The 17,622-nt window shown below is 53.9% G+C and carries 16 protein-coding genes and 1 riboswitch; of the genes, 11 read left to right on the forward strand and 5 right to left on the reverse strand.

Annotated elements, in window-relative coordinates; genetic code table 11:
* Positions 1–54: 54 nt before the first annotated feature.
* A complete protein-coding gene (locus tag V5T82_RS11715; RefSeq protein WP_332895828.1) occupies positions 55–1,359 on the forward strand; it encodes an RsmB/NOP family class I SAM-dependent RNA methyltransferase in 1,305 nt (434 codons plus the stop codon).
* On the opposite strand, the gene V5T82_RS11720 is transcribed toward V5T82_RS11715, so the two are convergent.
* Positions 1,352–2,620: a hypothetical protein gene (locus V5T82_RS11720; protein ID WP_332895829.1), complete on the reverse strand. Its 1,269-nt coding sequence runs from the start codon at positions 2,618–2,620 to the stop codon at positions 1,352–1,354. The genes V5T82_RS11715 and V5T82_RS11720 overlap by 8 nt on opposite strands.
* A 13-nt stretch (positions 2,621–2,633) precedes the next feature.
* Complete coding sequence (locus V5T82_RS11725; protein WP_332895830.1) at positions 2,634–3,107, reverse strand: hypothetical protein; 474 nt, start codon at positions 3,105–3,107, stop codon at positions 2,634–2,636.
* A 141-nt stretch (positions 3,108–3,248) separates the two neighbouring features.
* Positions 3,249–3,346: riboswitch (TPP riboswitch) on the forward strand.
* A gap of 42 nt (positions 3,347–3,388) precedes the next feature.
* Between V5T82_RS11725 and thiC the strand changes: the two genes are divergently transcribed.
* From thiC to guaA, 4 genes are all read left to right on the forward strand, one after another.
* On the forward strand, positions 3,389–5,179 hold the full coding sequence (gene thiC / locus V5T82_RS11730) for a phosphomethylpyrimidine synthase ThiC (RefSeq protein WP_332895831.1): 1,791 nt from the start codon (positions 3,389–3,391) through the stop codon (positions 5,177–5,179).
* A 79-nt stretch (positions 5,180–5,258) separates the two neighbouring features.
* Positions 5,259–6,053 (forward strand): TSUP family transporter, encoded by a 795-nt coding sequence (locus V5T82_RS11735; RefSeq protein ID WP_332895832.1) that lies wholly within the window; start codon positions 5,259–5,261, stop codon positions 6,051–6,053.
* Between the two features lie 14 nt (positions 6,054–6,067).
* On the forward strand, positions 6,068–6,631 hold the full coding sequence (locus V5T82_RS11740) for a hypothetical protein (RefSeq protein ID WP_332895833.1): 564 nt from the start codon (positions 6,068–6,070) through the stop codon (positions 6,629–6,631).
* 79 nt (positions 6,632–6,710) lie between these two features.
* The gene (gene guaA, locus V5T82_RS11745) at positions 6,711–8,261 is read left to right on the forward strand and encodes a glutamine-hydrolyzing GMP synthase (protein WP_332895834.1); all 1,551 of its coding nucleotides are present in this window, start codon (positions 6,711–6,713) and stop codon (positions 8,259–8,261) included.
* A 69-nt stretch (positions 8,262–8,330) separates the two neighbouring features.
* Here the strand turns inward: guaA and V5T82_RS11750 are convergent, their stop codons facing one another.
* A complete protein-coding gene (locus V5T82_RS11750; RefSeq protein ID WP_332895835.1) occupies positions 8,331–8,876 on the reverse strand; it encodes a hypothetical protein in 546 nt (181 codons plus the stop codon).
* A 256-nt stretch (positions 8,877–9,132) separates the two neighbouring features.
* On the opposite strand from V5T82_RS11750, the gene V5T82_RS11755 reads away from it, so the two are divergent.
* The 3 genes from V5T82_RS11755 (at position 9,133) to V5T82_RS11765 (ending at position 11,308) form a co-directional block, all read left to right on the forward strand.
* Positions 9,133–9,864, forward strand: coding sequence for a substrate-binding periplasmic protein (locus V5T82_RS11755; RefSeq protein WP_332895836.1), 732 nt, complete (start codon positions 9,133–9,135; stop codon positions 9,862–9,864).
* Positions 9,865–9,932: 68 nt separating this feature from the next.
* Positions 9,933–10,730 (forward strand): TIGR00266 family protein, encoded by a 798-nt coding sequence (locus tag V5T82_RS11760; RefSeq protein WP_332895837.1) that lies wholly within the window; start codon positions 9,933–9,935, stop codon positions 10,728–10,730.
* Positions 10,731–10,885: 155 nt separating this feature from the next.
* Entirely contained in the window at positions 10,886–11,308 is a 423-nt protein-coding gene (locus V5T82_RS11765) for a phosphate-starvation-inducible protein PsiE (protein ID WP_332895838.1), read from the forward strand.
* Between the two features lie 2 nt (positions 11,309–11,310).
* On the opposite strand, the gene V5T82_RS11770 is transcribed toward V5T82_RS11765, so the two are convergent.
* Complete coding sequence (locus V5T82_RS11770; protein WP_332895839.1) at positions 11,311–12,519, reverse strand: GGDEF domain-containing protein; 1,209 nt, start codon at positions 12,517–12,519, stop codon at positions 11,311–11,313.
* Between the two features lie 120 nt (positions 12,520–12,639).
* Positions 12,640–14,955 carry a sensor histidine kinase gene (locus V5T82_RS11775; protein ID WP_332895840.1) on the reverse strand — a complete coding sequence of 772 codons (2,316 nt, stop codon included), beginning with the start codon at positions 14,953–14,955 and terminating at the stop codon, positions 12,640–12,642.
* Positions 14,956–15,279: 324 nt separating this feature from the next.
* On the opposite strand from V5T82_RS11775, the gene V5T82_RS11780 reads away from it, so the two are divergent.
* The 3 genes from V5T82_RS11780 (at position 15,280) to V5T82_RS11790 (ending at position 17,563) form a co-directional block, all read left to right on the forward strand.
* Positions 15,280–16,821: an ArnT family glycosyltransferase gene (locus V5T82_RS11780; protein ID WP_332895841.1), complete on the forward strand. Its 1,542-nt coding sequence runs from the start codon at positions 15,280–15,282 to the stop codon at positions 16,819–16,821.
* Positions 16,822–16,851: 30 nt separating this feature from the next.
* Positions 16,852–17,172 (forward strand): peptidylprolyl isomerase, encoded by a 321-nt coding sequence (locus tag V5T82_RS11785; RefSeq protein ID WP_332895842.1) that lies wholly within the window; start codon positions 16,852–16,854, stop codon positions 17,170–17,172.
* Positions 17,173–17,377: 205 nt separating this feature from the next.
* A complete protein-coding gene (locus V5T82_RS11790; RefSeq protein ID WP_332895843.1) occupies positions 17,378–17,563 on the forward strand; it encodes a hypothetical protein in 186 nt (61 codons plus the stop codon).
* Positions 17,564–17,622 lie beyond the last annotated feature (59 nt).

Raw genomic sequence — 17,622 nt, forward strand, 5'->3', positions numbered from 1 at the left:
GCGGCTCTGCCGCTTCGCGGTGGGCGCCGGGCTTGTGCACAATAAGGAACGATTATGCTCCCTGCCGCACGAACCGAAGCTGCCATTTATCTGTTGGGCAAAATTGCCGATGAACGCCGTCCGGCGGACGACATTGTGCGCGCGTGGTTTCAAGCGCGTCGGTTTGTCGGCGCGAAAGACCGCCGCGCCATTCGAGAGCGGGTCTATAGCGTCTTGCGTTCTCTCAACCGTTTAGACTGGCACTTGGGCGAGGCCGAGACGTCTGCGCGCAACCGCGTGCTGGCCGCCATCGTACTGGAAGGCGGGGACGCCGAGGCTAACTTCGACGGCTCCAAACATGGCCCCACCGCACTCACAGACATTGAGCGTGCCTTGGCCGAACGCCTCGCGGGAAAATCCTTGGACGACCCGGCCCAGCCCGACCATGTGCAGGCCGAACTGGCCGAATGGCTCAGCGACAAACTCAAGCCTGTGCTCGGCGATGCGTTCGAAGATGAAATGGCTGCCCTCAACGAGCCTGCGCCCATGGACCTGCGGGTCGCGTTAGGACGCGTATCGCGCGACCAAGCCCTGAAGGCTTTGGCCAAAGGCGGCATTCAAACCGAACTCACGCCGTTCTCACCCATGGGCCTGCGCCTGCACGCCCACACCGACGTCGGACGCACACAAGCCTTTCGCAAGGGCTTTGTCGAAGTCCAAGACGAAGGCTCGCAACTGTTGGCGCTGTTGGTCGGAGCCAAGTCGAACATGCGTGTACTGGACTACTGTGCCGGTGCAGGCGGCAAGACTTTGGCGATTGCGGATCGCATGGGGCTGACGGACGGCATGTCCACCGGCGAGTTGGTCGCCACCGACATCGAAGCCGCCCGCCTGGACCGCATGACCCAACGCCTCAAACGCGCCAAGCTCATGGACAAGGTGAAACGTATTACGCTGGACGGCACAGAACAACTGGGCGATTTCGACCGCGTGTTGATCGACGCCCCGTGCTCCGGCTCCGGTACCTGGCGCCGCCACCCCGAACAAAAACGCCGCCTGACCAAAGGGCGCTTGGAAGAGCTGCTCATCACGCAAATCAATATCCTGACCAACGCAGCCCCCATGGTAAAACCCGGCGGCCGCCTGATCTACGCCACCTGCTCGCTGCTGGCGGATGAAAACGAACAACCGGTCGAAGCATTTTTAAACAACCACCCAAACTTCCAACGCATCCCCATCCAGCAAGCCTGGGCCGAAACCATCAAGAAAGTCCCGTGTCCAGAAATGAAGACAGACGACCTCCGCCTCACCCCGGCCGAGCATGGGACGGATGGGTTCTTTGTGTGTGTGATGTGTAAATCCAATGAAGGCTTTAAATAGAAGATTCTTCAACAACAACCATTTCCGAGATAAACCTCATCAATGGAACTTCTTTGATAAGCTCACGATCATCACTAAATGGAGTGTATTTTCCCATATCTCCATCTTTACTATGAACTAAAGCATTTCTTGTTGAATATATCCTTTTAGACAAACTTTTATATATAGCATCTTCATCATCCAGCTCTAAATCCACTACTTTCCCGCCAGAAAAGGGGACTGATTTTTCAGAATAGTACTCAATCAAACCTTCATCATAATCGTTTAACTTCACAATCAAATCATCAACATCAACATACTTCATCAAACATAATTTTAGAGCTTCAGATTCACTAAAACTTATACTATCCCTTTTTATTTGAAGAGATTTATTAATCTTTTTGATCAGAGCAGCAATATCAGATTTCCTCTTGTAAGAAAAACCTGGGCTCGTGATGTTTTCTCGAACTTTTTCAACTAGATCCTCGTTAAATACCGTTTCAAAAAAGTGCTCAAGCACGTGATAATAAGAGAGATATTCGATTACAGGATTATCTGTTGAGACTGCCAGCAAGTAATGCTGAACAAGTGTCTCATTATAGATTCTTTTTGGAGGGTCTAGCTCTTCAATACGTGACCTTCTCATTCTACTGATACGACCACGCCTCATAATCTCTTCCAGCAACCGCTGAGGAACAAGAGCAATATCTAAGTTATACCCTATATGAAATAGGACTGAGTGAGTAAGTTTCGAAAACCTGGATGCTGTGACGCTCCTATCAGAAGAAATTTTTAGTGATAAGAAGCGGAAAGAAGTTAGCCGTATGAAATCGAATGGGGAAACTTTATCGCCTTCATCAAGAACCCTTTCTAGTCTGCCTCCAGGAAAGGGCCCTGAGCGCATAGTCCTAGGAGAAAGCTTCTTTGACATCTCGCCGAGCAACCAGAGCAAGTACCGATCTGAGGCTGGTGACAATTCATACGTCACGTGTTCTTCTTCATTTGTAAATCGAATGCAATCATCTCTAAGCCTTCGAATAGGGAAAGATGTTTCCTCCCTTACGATAACCTCATAATTATTGTCATTATGAAGCGAGGTCTCATCATATTGAGTAAAATGTTCCAAGCCTTCCAAAAGAGACCGTAAATACTCTTTATTTAAGGTCAAACAAGCGTCCTCAAACCTTCTGTTTTCGAAGGTGAAAACGTAATCATTATCCACCAACTCACATGTTGAGCGGCAATAACCCGAAAGTATTTCTAATGCTTCATTTAATTCCATAATTCAATTTCTCTCAATACTGCGGCCGCATCAGATTATCCACGTACCCCCACGGTGACGTGAACGAGCTTTGGCCGCGGTGGATGTCGTAGGTCATTTGGCCCATCTGGCCGTTCATGGACGAGATGTGTACCGACATGTTGCGGATGTCGCCGGTCATGGTTTGCATGGAGATGCGCATGGCGTCCATGTCTGCGGCCATCAGTTGCTCAATGCGCGACATCTCCGCCGTCATCTCATCAACGCTGCCGTCCAAGTGCTTCATGGTCTTGCGCATGGAGTGCATATCGCCCGCCATGCTTTGCATATTCCCGCCCATGCCGACGATCACTTGAGTCATTTTCGCCATGTTCGACGCCATGGAGTACATCACCACCGCAAAGAACACCATCACCACACCGCCGCCGAGCGCGCCGAGGATGATCCATGGACGCCAAGAAGTCGTTGGTTTTTCAGTCTGTTCTGTTGTGGTTTCGGGATTGCTCATTGCTCGCTCCATACTTATCCAGTCCACGGAATGGCTACCATAAATTGTGCCGTAACAACACTTAAAACCTCATGTGATGACAATTTTATGGGCGGCTTCATAAAGCAAAGCTTGACCTTTGGGCTCGGCTTCTCCAGATTCACCTCATCCGAGGGGCGGCCCCGAGTTTAGGAGCCTGAGACGAACCCTTTGAACCTGATCCGGGTGATGCCGGCGGAGGGACGGAGCTTATCTCTTCATAGAGCGTCCCCCCGGCACCCCAATACTGAGGAGCCTGTTTTATGGACGCCAAAACCGAGACCATCAACGTCACCACCGGACCTATTCAAGGGTCGCACAAACACTATGTGGACGGTCCGGGTGGCATCAAAGTCGCCATGCGCGCGATCCCGTTGGAGCCCAGCTCGGGCGAAGCCGACGTCTTGGTCTATGACGCATCAGGCCCCTACACCGATCCCGACGTCGCCATCGACATCAACAAGGGCTTGGACAAACTCCGCCACGACTGGATCTTGGCCCGTAGCGATGTGGAACAATACGACGGGCGCGACGTCCAGCCGGAAGACAACGGCAAAAACGCCTCCGTCCCCGAATGCCCGGCGGTGAACAAACGCCCGCTGCGCGCCAAGGACGGTCAAGCGGTCTCCCAACTCGCCTACGCCAAACGCGGCATTGTGACGCCGGAAATGGAATACGTTGCCATCCGCGAAAACGAAGGGCGTATGGAAGCCTACAAAATCGGCGATGGCGAAGACTTCGGGGCGGAGCTGCCGGAAATGGTCACGGGCGAATTTGTGCGCGCTGAAATCGCGCGCGGCCGTGCGGTGTTGCCCGCCAACATCAACCACCCGGAATCTGAGCCCATGATCATCGGGCGCAATTTCCTCACCAAAATCAACGCCAACATCGGCAACTCCGCCGTGACCAGCTCGGTCGCCCAAGAAGTCGACAAAATGGTGTGGTCGACGCGCTGGGGTGCGGACACGGTGATGGACCTGTCCACGGGCAACGACATCCACAACATCCGCGAATGGATCATCCGCAATTCCCCTGTGCCCATCGGCACGGTGCCCATGTATCAAGCTTTGGAAAAAGTCGGCGGCATTGCCGAAGACCTGACCTGGGAGGTTTTCCGGGACACCTTGGTGGAACAAGCCGAACAAGGCGTGGATTACTGGACCATTCACGCAGGCCTTCGTTTGGCCCACATTCCACTGACGGCCAAGCGCACCACGGGGATTGTGTCGCGCGGTGGTTCCATCATCGCCAAGTGGTGTTTGACGTACCACAAAGAAAGTTTCCTTTACGAACACTTCGACGAAATTTGCGATTTGGCGGCGCAGTACGACGTGGGCCTCAGCCTCGGCGACGGTCTGCGCCCCGGCTCCATCGCGGATGCCAACGACGCCGCACAATTTGCCGAGCTGGAAACCCTGGGTGAGCTGCAAAAAATCTGCTTTGCCAAAGACGTTCAAGTCTTCATCGAAGGCCCCGGCCACGTGCCCATGCACAAAATCAAAGTGAACATGGAAAAGCAGTTGGAAGTCTGCGGCGAAGCCCCGTTCTATACGCTTGGGCCCCTGGTGACCGACATTGCACCCGGGTACGATCACATCACGTCCGCCATCGGTGCCGCCATGATCGGGTGGTACGGCACGGCCATGCTGTGCTACGTCACACCGAAAGAACACTTAGGCCTGCCCGATCGCGACGACGTAAAAGTCGGTGTGGTGACCTACAAGCTTGCCGCCCATGCCGCCGATCTCGCCAAAGGCCACCCCGGCGCACAAATCCGTGACGACGCCATGAGCCGCGCGCGCTTTGAGTTCCGCTGGAAAGACCAGTTCCACCTTGGCCTCGACCCGGACACCGCAATGCAATACCACGACGAAACCTTGCCGTCCGAAGGGGCCAAGCAAGCGCACTTCTGTTCCATGTGTGGGCCGAAGTTCTGCTCCATGAAAATCAGTCATGAGGTCAAAGCTGTCGCCCAACAAGGCATGAACGAAATGAGCAAAAAGTTCATCGAAGAAGGCGGCGAGATCTATCACAAGACCGACGCGGCGGAGTAATCCACCCTATCGCTTTGGCCTATATACAACCAGAGGCATAACTCTTTATGCTGTTGGTTGAATTTGGGCGGGCATACGTATGGAATTTGGTTATGAGGTTCTGGGCTGGCTGTTTTTGGCCGGACTGGCAGGTGGGTTCGTGGACTCCATTGCGGGTGGCGGCGGTCTCATTTGCGTGCCTGCGCTGATGATGTCCGGAATGAACCCAGCCGCCGCGCTTGCGACCAACAAAGCCCAAGCCATGTTCGGCACGTTCACCGCGACGTACACTTATGCTCGCAAAGGCCACGTCAAACTATCCGACATGAAAGTCGCCATCGCGTTTACGGCGGTGGGCTCCGTCATTGGCACATTTTTGGTGCAGTATTTGGCGTCCGACATCATGACCCAGATCATCCCGTTCTTGCTGGTCGGTGCGGCCCTGTATTTCCTGTTCGGACCCAAAATTGGTGAAGCCGACCGTCATCACCTGATGGAACAGGTCCCCTTCTATCTGGTTTTCGGATTGAGCCTCGGCTTTTACGACGGCTTTTTCGGACCGGGCACGGGCAGCTTTTGGTCCCTCGCGTTTGTGGCGGTCCTGGGCTTTAACATGCTCAAAGCCACAGCGCACACCAAGGTCGTGAACTTCACGTCCAACTTTTCATCGTTTGTATTTTTTGCCTTCGCGGGCCACGTGCTGTGGGTTCCCGCTCTGACCATGGCGGCCGGACAACTGATCGGCGCCCGGATCGGGGCCAACACAGCCATAAAACACGGCAGCCGCGTGATCAAGCCCTTGCTGGTCACGGTGTCGCTGGTCATCACCGCAAAGCTGGTTTATGACGACCCGGAAAATGTGCTACACGTATTGGTGCGCCAGCTCATCGGCTAGAGGAGCCCCCAGATATGTCGCCCACACCGTTCGAAGCCCACTTGGATGTCACCAAATCTCTGGTCGGGATGGCCTTGATGATCTTGATCGCCGTCGGCGGCTTGGTTTTTGCCTGGACCAAACGCGGCGGCGCGGAAGGCAGCACCTTTAGCGGCCCAATGATCATCGGCGTGGCCGTGTTTTTCGTCATGGCGGGCGTGGCGTTCAAGCAGTTCAAGACCTATCAAAAAGGCCAAACGGGTCCGGTGGTGCGGATTGACCAGAGCGGCATCTTGGATGTGCGCGTTGGATCGAAAGTCATCCCCTGGTCCGCCATCACCGATGCCAAAATCGCCAATGTGGCCACAGGTGGAAAGCTGAAGGCCACCGACGACGACAAGCGCGAATACGAGACCATGGGCATCGTCTTAACGGTCACCAACGCCGCCAGCTACGCCGACGGAGACGGTGCTTTGGCCGCGGCAGGCAAAGCCGTGGGCGAAGCCACGGGCCACGACGTCATCCACATGCGCGCAGACGGCCTCAAAACCACCCCGGAAGAGATTTTGGCCGCCATTGAGGCCCATCGGACCAAGTAGGAATCCCCTAGCGAATCACCTGCGTTTGAGCTAATGTCCGGCCATTCTTATAGCCCCAGGACGTCATAGGTTTTCACCCATGCATGAGCGCATTCTCATCATCGATTTCGGTTCTCAAGTCACCCAGTTGATCGCACGGCGTGTGCGTGAAAGCGGTGTGTATTCCGAAATCCAACCGTTTAACGCCGTCACGTTGGATTCCATCAAGGAATTCAACCCCAAAGGCGTGATCTTGTCGGGTGGACCGGCGTCCGTCACGGGCATTGACACGCCCCGCGCCCCCGAAGGCTTGTTTGACTTAGGGCTGCCCGTTTTCGGCATTTGCTATGGCGAACAAACCATGTGTGCTCAGCTGGGTGGCAGCGTTGAAGAATCCGACCACCGTGAATTTGGTCGCGCCTACGTCGACGTGGTCGAAGACTGTGAACTGTTCCACGGCGTGTGGGACGTGGGCGCCAAAGAACAGGTGTGGATGAGCCACGGCGACAAAATCAACGCCATTCCCGAGGGCTTTCGCCCGGTGGCCGTGACCGAGGGCTCGCCCTTTGCCGCCATCGCCAACGATGAAAAACATTTTTACGGCGTGCAATTCCACCCCGAAGTGGTGCACACGCCCCACGGCGCAAAGCTGATCGAAAACTTCACCCACCGGGTCTGCGGTTGCCAAGGCGACTGGACCATGGGCAAGTTCCGCGAAGAAGAAATCGCCAAAGTCCGCGAACAAGTGGGTGACGGCCAAGTGATCTGCGGCCTGTCCGGCGGTGTGGACAGCTCCGTCGTCGCCGTTTTGCTGCACGAAGCCATTGGTGATCAGCTCACCTGTGTGTTTGTCGATACCGGTTTGATGCGCAAAGGCGAAGCCGAAGAAGTCGTGTCGATGTTCCGCGACAACTACAAAATCAAACTGGTCCACCGCGATGCTTCGGATTTGTTCATCGGCAAACTGGACGGCGTGTCGGACCCCGAAAAGAAACGCAAAATCATTGGTGCGACCTTTATCGATGTGTTCGAAGAAGAAGCCAAAAACATCGGCGGTGCCGACTTCTTAGCCCAAGGCACGCTCTATCCGGACGTGATCGAGTCGGTGTCTTTCACAGGTGGGCCGTCGGTCACCATCAAATCCCACCACAACGTGGGCGGCTTGCCCGAACGCATGAACATGCAACTGGTCGAACCCCTGCGTGAACTGTTCAAAGACGAAGTGCGCGTTTTGGGCCGTGAGCTGGGCTTGCCGGAAAACTTTGTCGGCCGCCATCCGTTCCCAGGCCCGGGCCTTGCCATCCGTTTGCCGGGCGGCATCAGCGCCGAGAAACTGGAAATCCTGCGCAACGCCGACGCGGTGTATCTGGAAGAAATCCGCAACGCCGGGCTCTACGATGCGATTTGGCAGGCCTTTGCCGTGCTGCTTCCGGTGCAAACCGTGGGCGTCATGGGCGATGCTCGAACGTATGATTATGTCTGTGCTCTGCGCGCCGTGACCTCCACCGATGGCATGACGGCTGACTTCTATCATTTCGATATGGAATTCTTAGCCCGCGTGAGCAATCGCATCATCAACGAAGTCAAGGGCATCAACCGGGTGACCTACGACATCACGTCGAAGCCGCCGGGAACCATCGAGTGGGAATAACTCAGCCCACGTTCAATTGAGCGCTTCAATCTCTGCTCGCGCCCTTCTCGAGGTGCTTACTGGTCGTCTTCATGGGCCGTCTTCACGGGCCCGGCGGTCCACTTTGCGAGACGGATGGCTGGCCCAGTCCATATCGTCGCCGAAATCGACAAAAGCTTCATAGTGGGCATGGGGGGCAGGTATCCGGCTTGCATGTTTGATCGGACACCAGTGGTACTCCGTCCTTGCCGCCAGTTCCCGCCCAAAAGCCATGACACCATTTGCATAGCCGCAATACATACAATGGAACTTTTCCATTGCATTGAGATAGGTCAGCTTGTGACGATCAATGACGATGAAATCTGATCGAGGTGCGCGGGCGATCCCCCATAATCTGAAGCAGACCGCTTGGTAGATGACGAGGCAAACATCCAAAAAGAAAATGGGAACAATCATGCCGTAGATAAACGGACCCGACAATTGCGTCTGCCACGGCAGCCCTAAGACATACCTCCAAACGGGTATAACCGTAGGCGGAGTTGCAGGGGCTGCAGTTCCGGTTGAACCAGAGCTCTTTGAGTTGTGGTCTTGGTCAAATTCCGTTTCCGGTGTGTCCTTTTCAGGATGATCAGACATTTAATTCCCTCGTTGGTCCATGCGCGTTCCCCGCTACGTTGAAAAGCAGTTGCCGTGTGTGTTGCTCTGCGCCCCCAATTCATGTTTCTAACATAATCTGCCATAGCGTTGATGAGAAGAGGCGTCTTTGACCTGTCACCATTGCCGGCACGCACGATATTGTGCTGACTTCTGTGTCGGGCTAAAGTGACTCAGTCCGTGGAATGGGGAAACGTGCGTGCACTGAATTCAAATTATAGTCGTCCTTAGCTTAACTGTGCTGACCGCCCTGTGGTCAACGCCTCTGTATGCCGACGTTCGTGCAAAAAACGAACTTGTCATCGCCACGCGTGATAAAGCCATAACCAACCGCTTTGCAGAACTTGTTCTAAAAAAAGTATATGCCAGCCTGGGTATACCTGTGCGTTTCCAAGTCTACCCCGACGCCCGTTCTGTCATGGAGGCCAACAAAGGCCATGCTGACGGTGGAGCAGCGCGCTTATCTGTGGTATTGAACACGTATCAAAATTTACGGTTGGTTCCGGTGCCGCTGTTTTACTCAGAACTTTCGGCGTTTGTTCGAAGCGACTATGCCCTGGACATCTCGGACTGGGAATCCCTTGGACAATACCGTCTGGCTACGGTTCAAGGTTTCAAACTCGTCCAAGACAAGCTTGCCGATTTTTCCCTACACACTTTTAGCACATCCCAAGAGGTCATCCAGCGCGTCGAGGCCAGCCGGATTGAGGTTGGTGTGCTCAACCGCTTTTTGGGACAATTGGCAGCCCAACGCCTGAACGCTAAATTCGTTAAAGATGTGAGCCCCCCACTGGAGCGGTTGCCCGTGTTTCATATGGTTCACAAAAACCAAGAGCACCTGGTCCCCAAACTCACCGATGCTTTGCGCGACATGCAAGACCGGGGAGAGCTGCAATCTCTTTGGAACACTTTTGTGCAAGAACACTTAGCCAAAGCAAACGAAGCGAACCGCACACAAGAAACGGATTGAGACCTAAGAGCAGACCCCATTCACGCCGTTTATAGTCTGACAAGCCATCGACACAGGAGAAAACCGCCATGTCCCGTCAATGTCATGAAGTTGAATACAAACTGATCGGTGACGACATTCAAGTCGTCGAAGTCATTCTCGATCCCGGAGAAACAGTCATCGCCGAAGCCGGTGCCATGAACTACATGGAAGGCGGCATCCAGTTCGAAGCCAAAATGGGTGACGGCTCCAACCCCGACGCGGGTATGTTCGGCAAGCTTTTGGAAGTGGGCAAACGCGCCATCACGGGCGAAAGCATTTTCATGACCCACTTCACCCACACAGGAGCGGGAAAATCCCGTGTTGCCTTCGCAGCCCCCTACCCCGGTAAAATCAAAGCTGTCGATATGGCCGCTATTGGTGGCGAGCTGATCTGCCAAAAAGATGCCTTTTTGTGTGCGGCGTTGGGCACGAAGGTGGACATCGCGTTCAGCAAACGCCTTGGCGCAGGCTTCTTTGGTGGAGAAGGATTTATTCTGCAACGCTTAAGCGGCGACGGTTTAGCCTTTTTCCATGCGGGCGGCACCATCATTGAAAAGGAACTCAACGGTGAGACTTTACGGGTCGACACAGGCTGTATCGCTGCCTTTACCTCCGGCATTGATTACGACATTCAACGCGCGGGCAACCTGAAGTCCATGTTCTTTGGCGGCGAAGGTTTGTTCCTCGCCACGCTCAGCGGGCACGGCAAGGTCTATTTGCAAAGCCTGCCGTTTTCCCGCCTGGCCGACCGCGTTTTGGCCATGGCTCCATCCATTGGGGGCAGCGACAAAGGCGAAGGCTCGGTCCTGGGCGGTGTCGGTCGTCTCTTGGATGGCGACAACTAGAGGCAAAACCTTCCTAAACAACCGATAAGGCACGCTGAGATTTCCCAGTGTGCCTTTCGAGCCATGCAGAACGGCAATACCCTCCCTTGCCAAAGGACAATTCACTTCTGCGACCACAGCGCTTATGATGGGCTCTTCAGTAATGGAGTAGATGAATGTTAGACCCTGTCGATAAAGCCGCCGCGTCGGCCATTCACATCGCCGAAAAAATCGGCCTGTTCTTGATCGCGATCGCGACCATCATCGCCATCGGCCAGGAAGTCGAGGTTATGATCAGCATCAAGACGGTGCGTCTAGCGGATCTTCTGTTGCTGTTCATCTATCTGGAAGTGCTCACCATGGTGTCGAGCTACTTAAAATCCGGAGCCATGCCCATCCGCATGCCGCTCTACATCGCCATGGTCGCCTTGGCGCGTTACATCGTGCTGGACGTCAAGGGGATGGAGAACTGGGAACTGATTGCTGTCACCAGCGGCATCTTAATCATCTCACTGGCCGTCTTGGTGCACCGTTTCGGCCATGTGACATACCCCTACCCAGGGGCCAGCGTCAAAGATGACGAAATAGACGTCAAATAGACCTACTCGGCAGCAACCGGAACCGGGCCTGACACCACACGATCGCGACCTTTTTCCTTGGCTTGGTAGAGGTTTGCATCCGCGTGTTCGAAGACATCTGCAAGATCATCGCCTGGACGCGGCACAATGGTGGCCACGCCGACACTAATGGTGATGTGATCGGCCGCACTGGAATGTTCGTGCAGGATGTTTTTAGCCGCGACCGCTTCGCGCAGTTTTTCCGCAATCTCGTCAGCACGTTCATTGGGCGTATCGGGTAAGATGCAAGAAAACTCTTCACCGCCATAGCGCGCCAACAAATCGGTCGAGCGCACAATGACATCAGCCATGGCCTGTGCCACTTGGATCAAGCAATCATCGCCAGCGCCGTGACCGTAGGAATCGTTGTAGTTTTTGAAGTGGTCGATGTCCATCAAGATGATCGACAAGGGTGTGGATGAGCGCATCGCGCGAGACCACTCCATTTCCATAAAGTCGTCCAACATACGCCGATTGGCAATGCCCGTCAGGCCGTCCGTCGTCGACAGCTCAGCCAGTTCGTCACGGTGCTTGCGCAAACGCCGGGTATTGCGGGCTTCACGCAAAGTCACCAACATACCAATCAACGCCGCAAGGGCCACCGCCGCGCCGCTCAAAAACAGCATGTTTTTCTGGGTTTTGGCTATGTCCCTAGCTGCGGATTCGGCTTCGCGGGCAGAAGCGGCTTCAACAACCGTTATGAAGCGGTTTATTTCTTCGATAACGGCAGATTGTCCATCCAGGGCGACGCGCATTTGGTTGAGCGCTGACTCGTTGTCGCCACCATCCACAACCAAATCCATAGCAGCATCGATAACCGGACGGGCCTGCGAGACGCGCCCAATGAGAATATCCATCGCCACTTTCTCTGGCGGCGTCATGCGCAACTCGACGAGCTTTTCTCGCGCCTGCAAAAAGTTTAGAGCCTTGGAATTGTAGAGTTCGCGCTGTTCATCGCGGTCGAAAAAGTCATCCATGGTGGTGGCGAACGTCAGGTGAAAGGAGCGTTCGCGCACTGCTTCGCGCAGCAAAAAGGCTGCACGGACTTTCTCCCGGAACAAGGCATCGCGTTGCCATGCACCACGGGTCTGATCCAAGTGTTCAAAACCGATATAGATACTGCCCATCATGCAGGCCAGTATGGCACCAAAGCCTATGCCTAAACCGACTGTGGTCTGACGAAATATCCTCACGCTCCCCCCCTAGGAAGTGTATGGCGCCTCATGTCTTCTTTCATTGTGTTTGTGTATTTAATCAGCCGATCACCACAAAGTCGAGCTTCTTCACACAAAAAGTCAACTTAAGGTCAATTTTCAGCGCCAAAGAACCCGGTCTGATGGCAGCGTCATAATGGCCCGGGTCCCGGCACCCAGATTGCTTTCCAGGTTCAAGGTGCCGCCGTGCTTTTCGACCAATTTACGGCTGAGCGGCAACCCCAGACCGACCCCATCATATTTGCGCGATAGGGACGTATCCACCTGGCCAAACATGGAAAAGACCTTTTCGATATCTTTGGAATCAATGCCTATACCTTCGTCGATAACGCTAATGCACAAATCCTCCCCTGGCTGGCACGTGGCCTGGATCTGGATGGTGCCCCCTTTTTCGGTGAACTTGATGCCATTGTGCAATAGATTCAGCAGCACCTGCTTGATCCGGCGCTGATCGGCTGTGACGGATGGGAGGTTCACGGATTCCTCAAACTTCACCACATTGCCATGTTCATCCGCACGGCCTTGCACCAACGCCACACATTCATTAATCATGTCTTGGACGGGGAAAGCGTCTTCGTGCAAGGGGAACTCATCCGTTTCTATGCGCGAAACGTCTAAGATGTCATTGATCAAGCCATAGAGATGGCGACCCGAGCCGGAAATGTATCCCAGGTATTCCAAATACCGGTCTTCACCCACGGGGCCGTAAGTTTCACTTTCCATCATTTCGGAATAGCCAATAATGGCATTAAGCGGCGTGCGAAGCTCATGAGACATATTCGCCAAAAACTCTGTTTTTGTGCGATTGGCCTGCTCCGCACGATCTTTGGCTTCTCGAAGCTCGTCTTCTTTATAATGACGGCGGATAACCCCCGCCAAGGCATCGGCCACGGACCACACCAAACGGTGCTCATGTTCGTTCACTTTATGCCCGTGGGGAATATAGAGATTCAACACACCCAACGTTTCTTCTGCATACTTAATAGGGACACAAAAGTGTCCGTGCTCCTGCATCCCAGCCGGGTGATGGGTGTGGTCATCATCGACACAGCTTTTTTCGATGGCCTCGCTGCGTTCCGCGACTTTACCGCACAAGCACGCACCATAATCAATGTTGCCACACATCGCACGCAGTTCATCGGAAAGGTTGGATTGCGCACGCATTTCCAAAGTTTGATTTTCCTGATCGGTCAAAAAAACGCACCCCTTGCCTTGCAAATCCAAATTATGCCGATCCAAAATCAGCTCCAAGGCCTGCTGTAAAATGTAGTCGAGATCATCCGACGTCAGCGACAAGCGCAAGATGGAGGCAACAATGCCGTTATCATCGGCGAGTATGCGCGCTTCGTCCTCGGCACGTTTTTGTACGGACAGATCACTGATCACGCCAACGAATTTGGTCTCGCCTGAAATCTGCATGCGGTTCAAGCCAAGCCAGATGGGGAAGCTTTCACCGTCTTTGCGCAACCCCACGAGCTCACGCCCGCCCCCCATAATGCCCGCCGGTCCACCTGCGTTGTACTTGTTCAAATATCCATCATGACGCCGCGCATCGCTTTCCGGCATCAACATATTCACACTTTCGCCGATAACCTCGTGCGCGGCATAACCAAATATCTTTTGTGAAGCTGGGTTAAAGGCTTCGATCCGCCCTCTGTTATCCGTGGTCACGATGCTGTCGGCGGCGGTTTCAAAAATGGTACGAAAGTGCGTTTCGCGTTCCGCCAACATCGAAGTGCGTTCTTCCACCCGCCGTTCCAACTCTTTGGTGTGTGCCAACTCCCGGCGCACAACAAACGTCCCGATCAACAAGGACAACAGAAACAAGAACCCTCCCAAAACCGGAATGGTATGCATTTCGTTAGACCGGGCTTTGTGCAATTCAGAAAGCTTTTGATTGGTTTCGCTTTCCACCACTTTGACAAAATGATTGAGCGCCTTGTGCACCATTTCATAGTGATTGAGGGCATCACTGATTTGCGCCTGCACATGCAAGCCCCACTGCTCTTCCACGGCGATATCCATCGCCGCTTCAACGGTCGGCTGGGTATCGCGCACGCTGGCAAGAATGGCTTCGAAGGCTTCTTTTTCACGCACGCTTAAAGCGTTGAGGTTGATCAGGTTTTGCGCATTGATGAAATTGACGGCCTCGGCATCCATTTTCAGGCGAATTTCGTCCCGATCGAAATAGTCGTCCAAGGTCGTGGCACGAAACAGACTGTATGTCCGCTTTTCCGCCGCATCGCGCATTTTGTAGGCCGCGAAATTCTTGTTCAATAAATCCGCGCGCAGCTGGTCTTCCGCGATCATGTTGTTGATGAGAATGAAGAACATCAACAGCAAGCTCGCCATGCCCAACAGGGTCACAGCGAAACCGACAATCAGAAGCTTCGTACTCTTTAATCTCTCGATCATATCCGTTCGTTGCACACTTTATTTTGTTTATGCCTCATGCCCCTCACGCAAGTAGGAGGCTTTGCGCATGCAAACGTGATCGTTTAGGGGAATGTTTTCCCTCTAGAACCACTCATCAAACAAAACCTTACGTCTGAAACGTATAATTATCAAATGATAGTTTTAACAATTACAAAGTTTACAAAAAAAATTAATTCAAACTTTGAGTGTTATTGTAGTCATTTCACGAATTGCATATGTGCATCCTCTTAGAGGCCCGTTTGCCATCTTGAATGAAGGTGATAGGATCGCGCAGTTCCAACCGTATGCAGTTCATTCCTTTTCATGACCAAAGCCCTTTCCCTCTTGCAAAAGCCCTTAGCTGTTCACGGCTTGGTATTCGCTATCGTCTGCGCCTATGCCTTGATCCGCCTGACGTTGATGAGTGCATTGGGGGGGGATGAAGCCGAACAGGTCCTGTTTGCCCAAGCGCTCACCTGGGGCTACGACGTCACGAATCCGCCGCTCTACACTTGGATGTTGAGCGGCATATTCGTCGTGTTGGGTAAAAGTGCTGCGGTCTTGATGGCGGTGAAACTGACGGTCGTCGGTTTGCTCTACATCACACTCTACCACGCGGCGCGCATGTGCTTGGGTCCGGGGCGTGAACTTGACTGGGCCCTCGTCGGCTTATCTCCGGTCTTACTGTTCGTTGTCGCCTGGCATGCCATCTTTAGCTACAGCCACAGCCTGCTCAATGGCGTCTTTGTCGTGGTGACGTTCATGGTGTTGCTCAAAATCGCCACGCAGGCGCAGTGGCGTTGGTATGCCTTGCTGGGCTTGGTGGCCGGGTTAGGCGTGCTGACGAAGTATTCCTATGTGATGTTCTTAATCGCCGTCCTAGTGGCCGGCGTAACGCTCCCGGCGATCCGTGCACGGTTGTTCAACGCCAAGATTTTCCTGAGCCTTATCATTGCCCTCACCATCATCACACCGCATGGATTGTGGCTGCTGGATGCGTCCAAGCAGATGGAAGACGCCGTTGTCTATAAACTGCAGATGGACCAAGACTTGAGCTACGTCCAAGGCGTCGCCAAGGGGCTTTGGAACTTGATCCGCGCTTCGTTTGCGTTCCTCTCTCCGCTGTGGCTGGTGTTGCTGTTGGTGTTCCCGGCTTTTGTGAAACGGCCTGCAGACTGCGACGCCCTCCCCTTCTCATTCGTCGAACAACTTTTGCGCCGCACGTTTTTGATTGTCGTGGCTTTGATGATTTTGATGGTTCTGGGTGGCGCAACCCAGTTCCGCCCGAACTACCTGTTCTTGCTGATCTTGCTGCCGCTTTGGGTGTTTGTGCGCTTACCCGTTGAAGCGAACCCCAACACACGGCGCAAAGTGTACGCGGGCATCGTCATGGCTGGATGTGCGGCGTCCGTCTTGGGATTGGCCGTCAAAGCCGTCACAGATCCAATGAACTGCACCAAGTGCCAACACCTGATGGACTACGCCACAATTGCCGAGGAACTGCGCGCGCGCGGTTTTGAAGGCGGATCCATATTGGCGCACTGGTATCCCAACCCGCTGCCGGGAAATCTAGGCTTAGAGTTTGAAGAGGCCCGAATTGTGTCCACCAAATTCCCAACCTTAACCCCGCCCTTAGCAAAGAATGCGGATGGGCAGTGTCTGCTCATTGCCATCTCGGCCAACCAAGGCGGCTCGGATATGGCGAATTTGTCTGCGCGTGCAAAAGAAGCCTTCAACCTCGACATTGCCCGCGACTATCCCTTGCAAAGCTTCACCGTCCCCTACGAACGTATGTCTGGACATTCGGTCCAAATTGACTATGTCTTGCTGAACGCAAATGAACACGATCTGGCCGATTGCCGATGATCAAAACACCCCAATTAAAGGAGCCCCTCTATGTCCGATAAAGTTTCCGCCTCTCACATCCTGCTGATGTATGCAGGGTCCATGCGGTCCACCGCCACCCGTTCCAAAGAAGAGGCCCAGGAACAAATCGCCGCTTTGAAAGCGGACATCGACGGCGGCGCCGACTTCGCTGACTTGGCGAAAGAACACTCCGACTGTCCGTCGGGCAACGACGGCGGCTCTCTGGGTACCTTTGGCAAAGGCCAAATGGTCAAAGAATTCGAAGACTCCGCCTTTTCCATGGACGTGGGCGAAACCAGCGATGTGGTTGAAACCGATTTCGGCTATCACCTGATCCAGCGCACGGGCTAATCCAGCTCCACGCTTCACAAAATCAAAACCCCGCCGTCTTCCTGAGATGGCGGGGTTGTTTTTGTCGGGCGTCCAACAAAATGCCTGAGTAATCCTAATATCATATGGCTGCGGCGCAGAGAATCCGATATACGAGGTTGGACATTACGTCAGAGTGCCCAACACTCATAATCAATGCTTAAAAACCCAGGACTGAGCTCCCGCCATGCAGGACTACGAACGTCTTAATTTGATCCGCGCGCAAGCCAGAATCGCCAAGCAGGCTTTGCGTGGCGTGCCCAAAGACGCGGCAGCTCCTCTGGTCGAAAATCTGGAACAAGCCGTCTTGGCCATAGAGGCCATTGCGTTGCTGTCCGACGAAGACTTCCACTCCAAAGACACCGCCGCTTAAGCGCATCTTTTTTGCGGCCCGGATATGGCGTAAGCACTTCAACGCGCTTATGATCAAAG

This window comes from Magnetovibrio sp. PR-2 (assembly GCF_036689815.1).
Taxonomy (GTDB): Bacteria; Pseudomonadota; Alphaproteobacteria; order Rhodospirillales; family Magnetovibrionaceae; genus Magnetovibrio.

Excerpts from the sequence above, each read along its gene's own strand:
- guaA (WP_332895834.1), top strand. The coding sequence starts at position 6,711 with ATGCATGAGCGCATTCTCATCATCGATTTCGGTTCTCAAGTCACCCAG.
- V5T82_RS11775 (WP_332895840.1), bottom strand. The coding sequence starts at position 14,955 with ATGATCGAGAGATTAAAGAGTACGAAGCTTCTGATTGTCGGTTTCGCT.
- thiC (WP_332895831.1), top strand. The coding sequence starts at position 3,389 with ATGGACGCCAAAACCGAGACCATCAACGTCACCACCGGACCTATTCAA.
- V5T82_RS11750 (WP_332895835.1), bottom strand. The coding sequence starts at position 8,876 with ATGTCTGATCATCCTGAAAAGGACACACCGGAAACGGAATTTGACCAA.
- V5T82_RS11760 (WP_332895837.1), top strand. The coding sequence starts at position 9,933 with ATGTCCCGTCAATGTCATGAAGTTGAATACAAACTGATCGGTGACGAC.
- V5T82_RS11715 (WP_332895828.1), top strand. The coding sequence starts at position 55 with ATGCTCCCTGCCGCACGAACCGAAGCTGCCATTTATCTGTTGGGCAAA.
- V5T82_RS11725 (WP_332895830.1), bottom strand. The coding sequence starts at position 3,107 with ATGAGCAATCCCGAAACCACAACAGAACAGACTGAAAAACCAACGACT.
- V5T82_RS11735 (WP_332895832.1), top strand. The coding sequence starts at position 5,259 with ATGGAATTTGGTTATGAGGTTCTGGGCTGGCTGTTTTTGGCCGGACTG.
- V5T82_RS11765 (WP_332895838.1), top strand. The coding sequence starts at position 10,886 with ATGTTAGACCCTGTCGATAAAGCCGCCGCGTCGGCCATTCACATCGCC.
- V5T82_RS11785 (WP_332895842.1), top strand. The coding sequence starts at position 16,852 with ATGTCCGATAAAGTTTCCGCCTCTCACATCCTGCTGATGTATGCAGGG.
- V5T82_RS11720 (WP_332895829.1), bottom strand. The coding sequence starts at position 2,620 with ATGGAATTAAATGAAGCATTAGAAATACTTTCGGGTTATTGCCGCTCA.
- V5T82_RS11740 (WP_332895833.1), top strand. The coding sequence starts at position 6,068 with ATGTCGCCCACACCGTTCGAAGCCCACTTGGATGTCACCAAATCTCTG.
- V5T82_RS11790 (WP_332895843.1), top strand. The coding sequence starts at position 17,378 with ATGCAGGACTACGAACGTCTTAATTTGATCCGCGCGCAAGCCAGAATC.
- V5T82_RS11780 (WP_332895841.1), top strand. The coding sequence starts at position 15,280 with ATGACCAAAGCCCTTTCCCTCTTGCAAAAGCCCTTAGCTGTTCACGGC.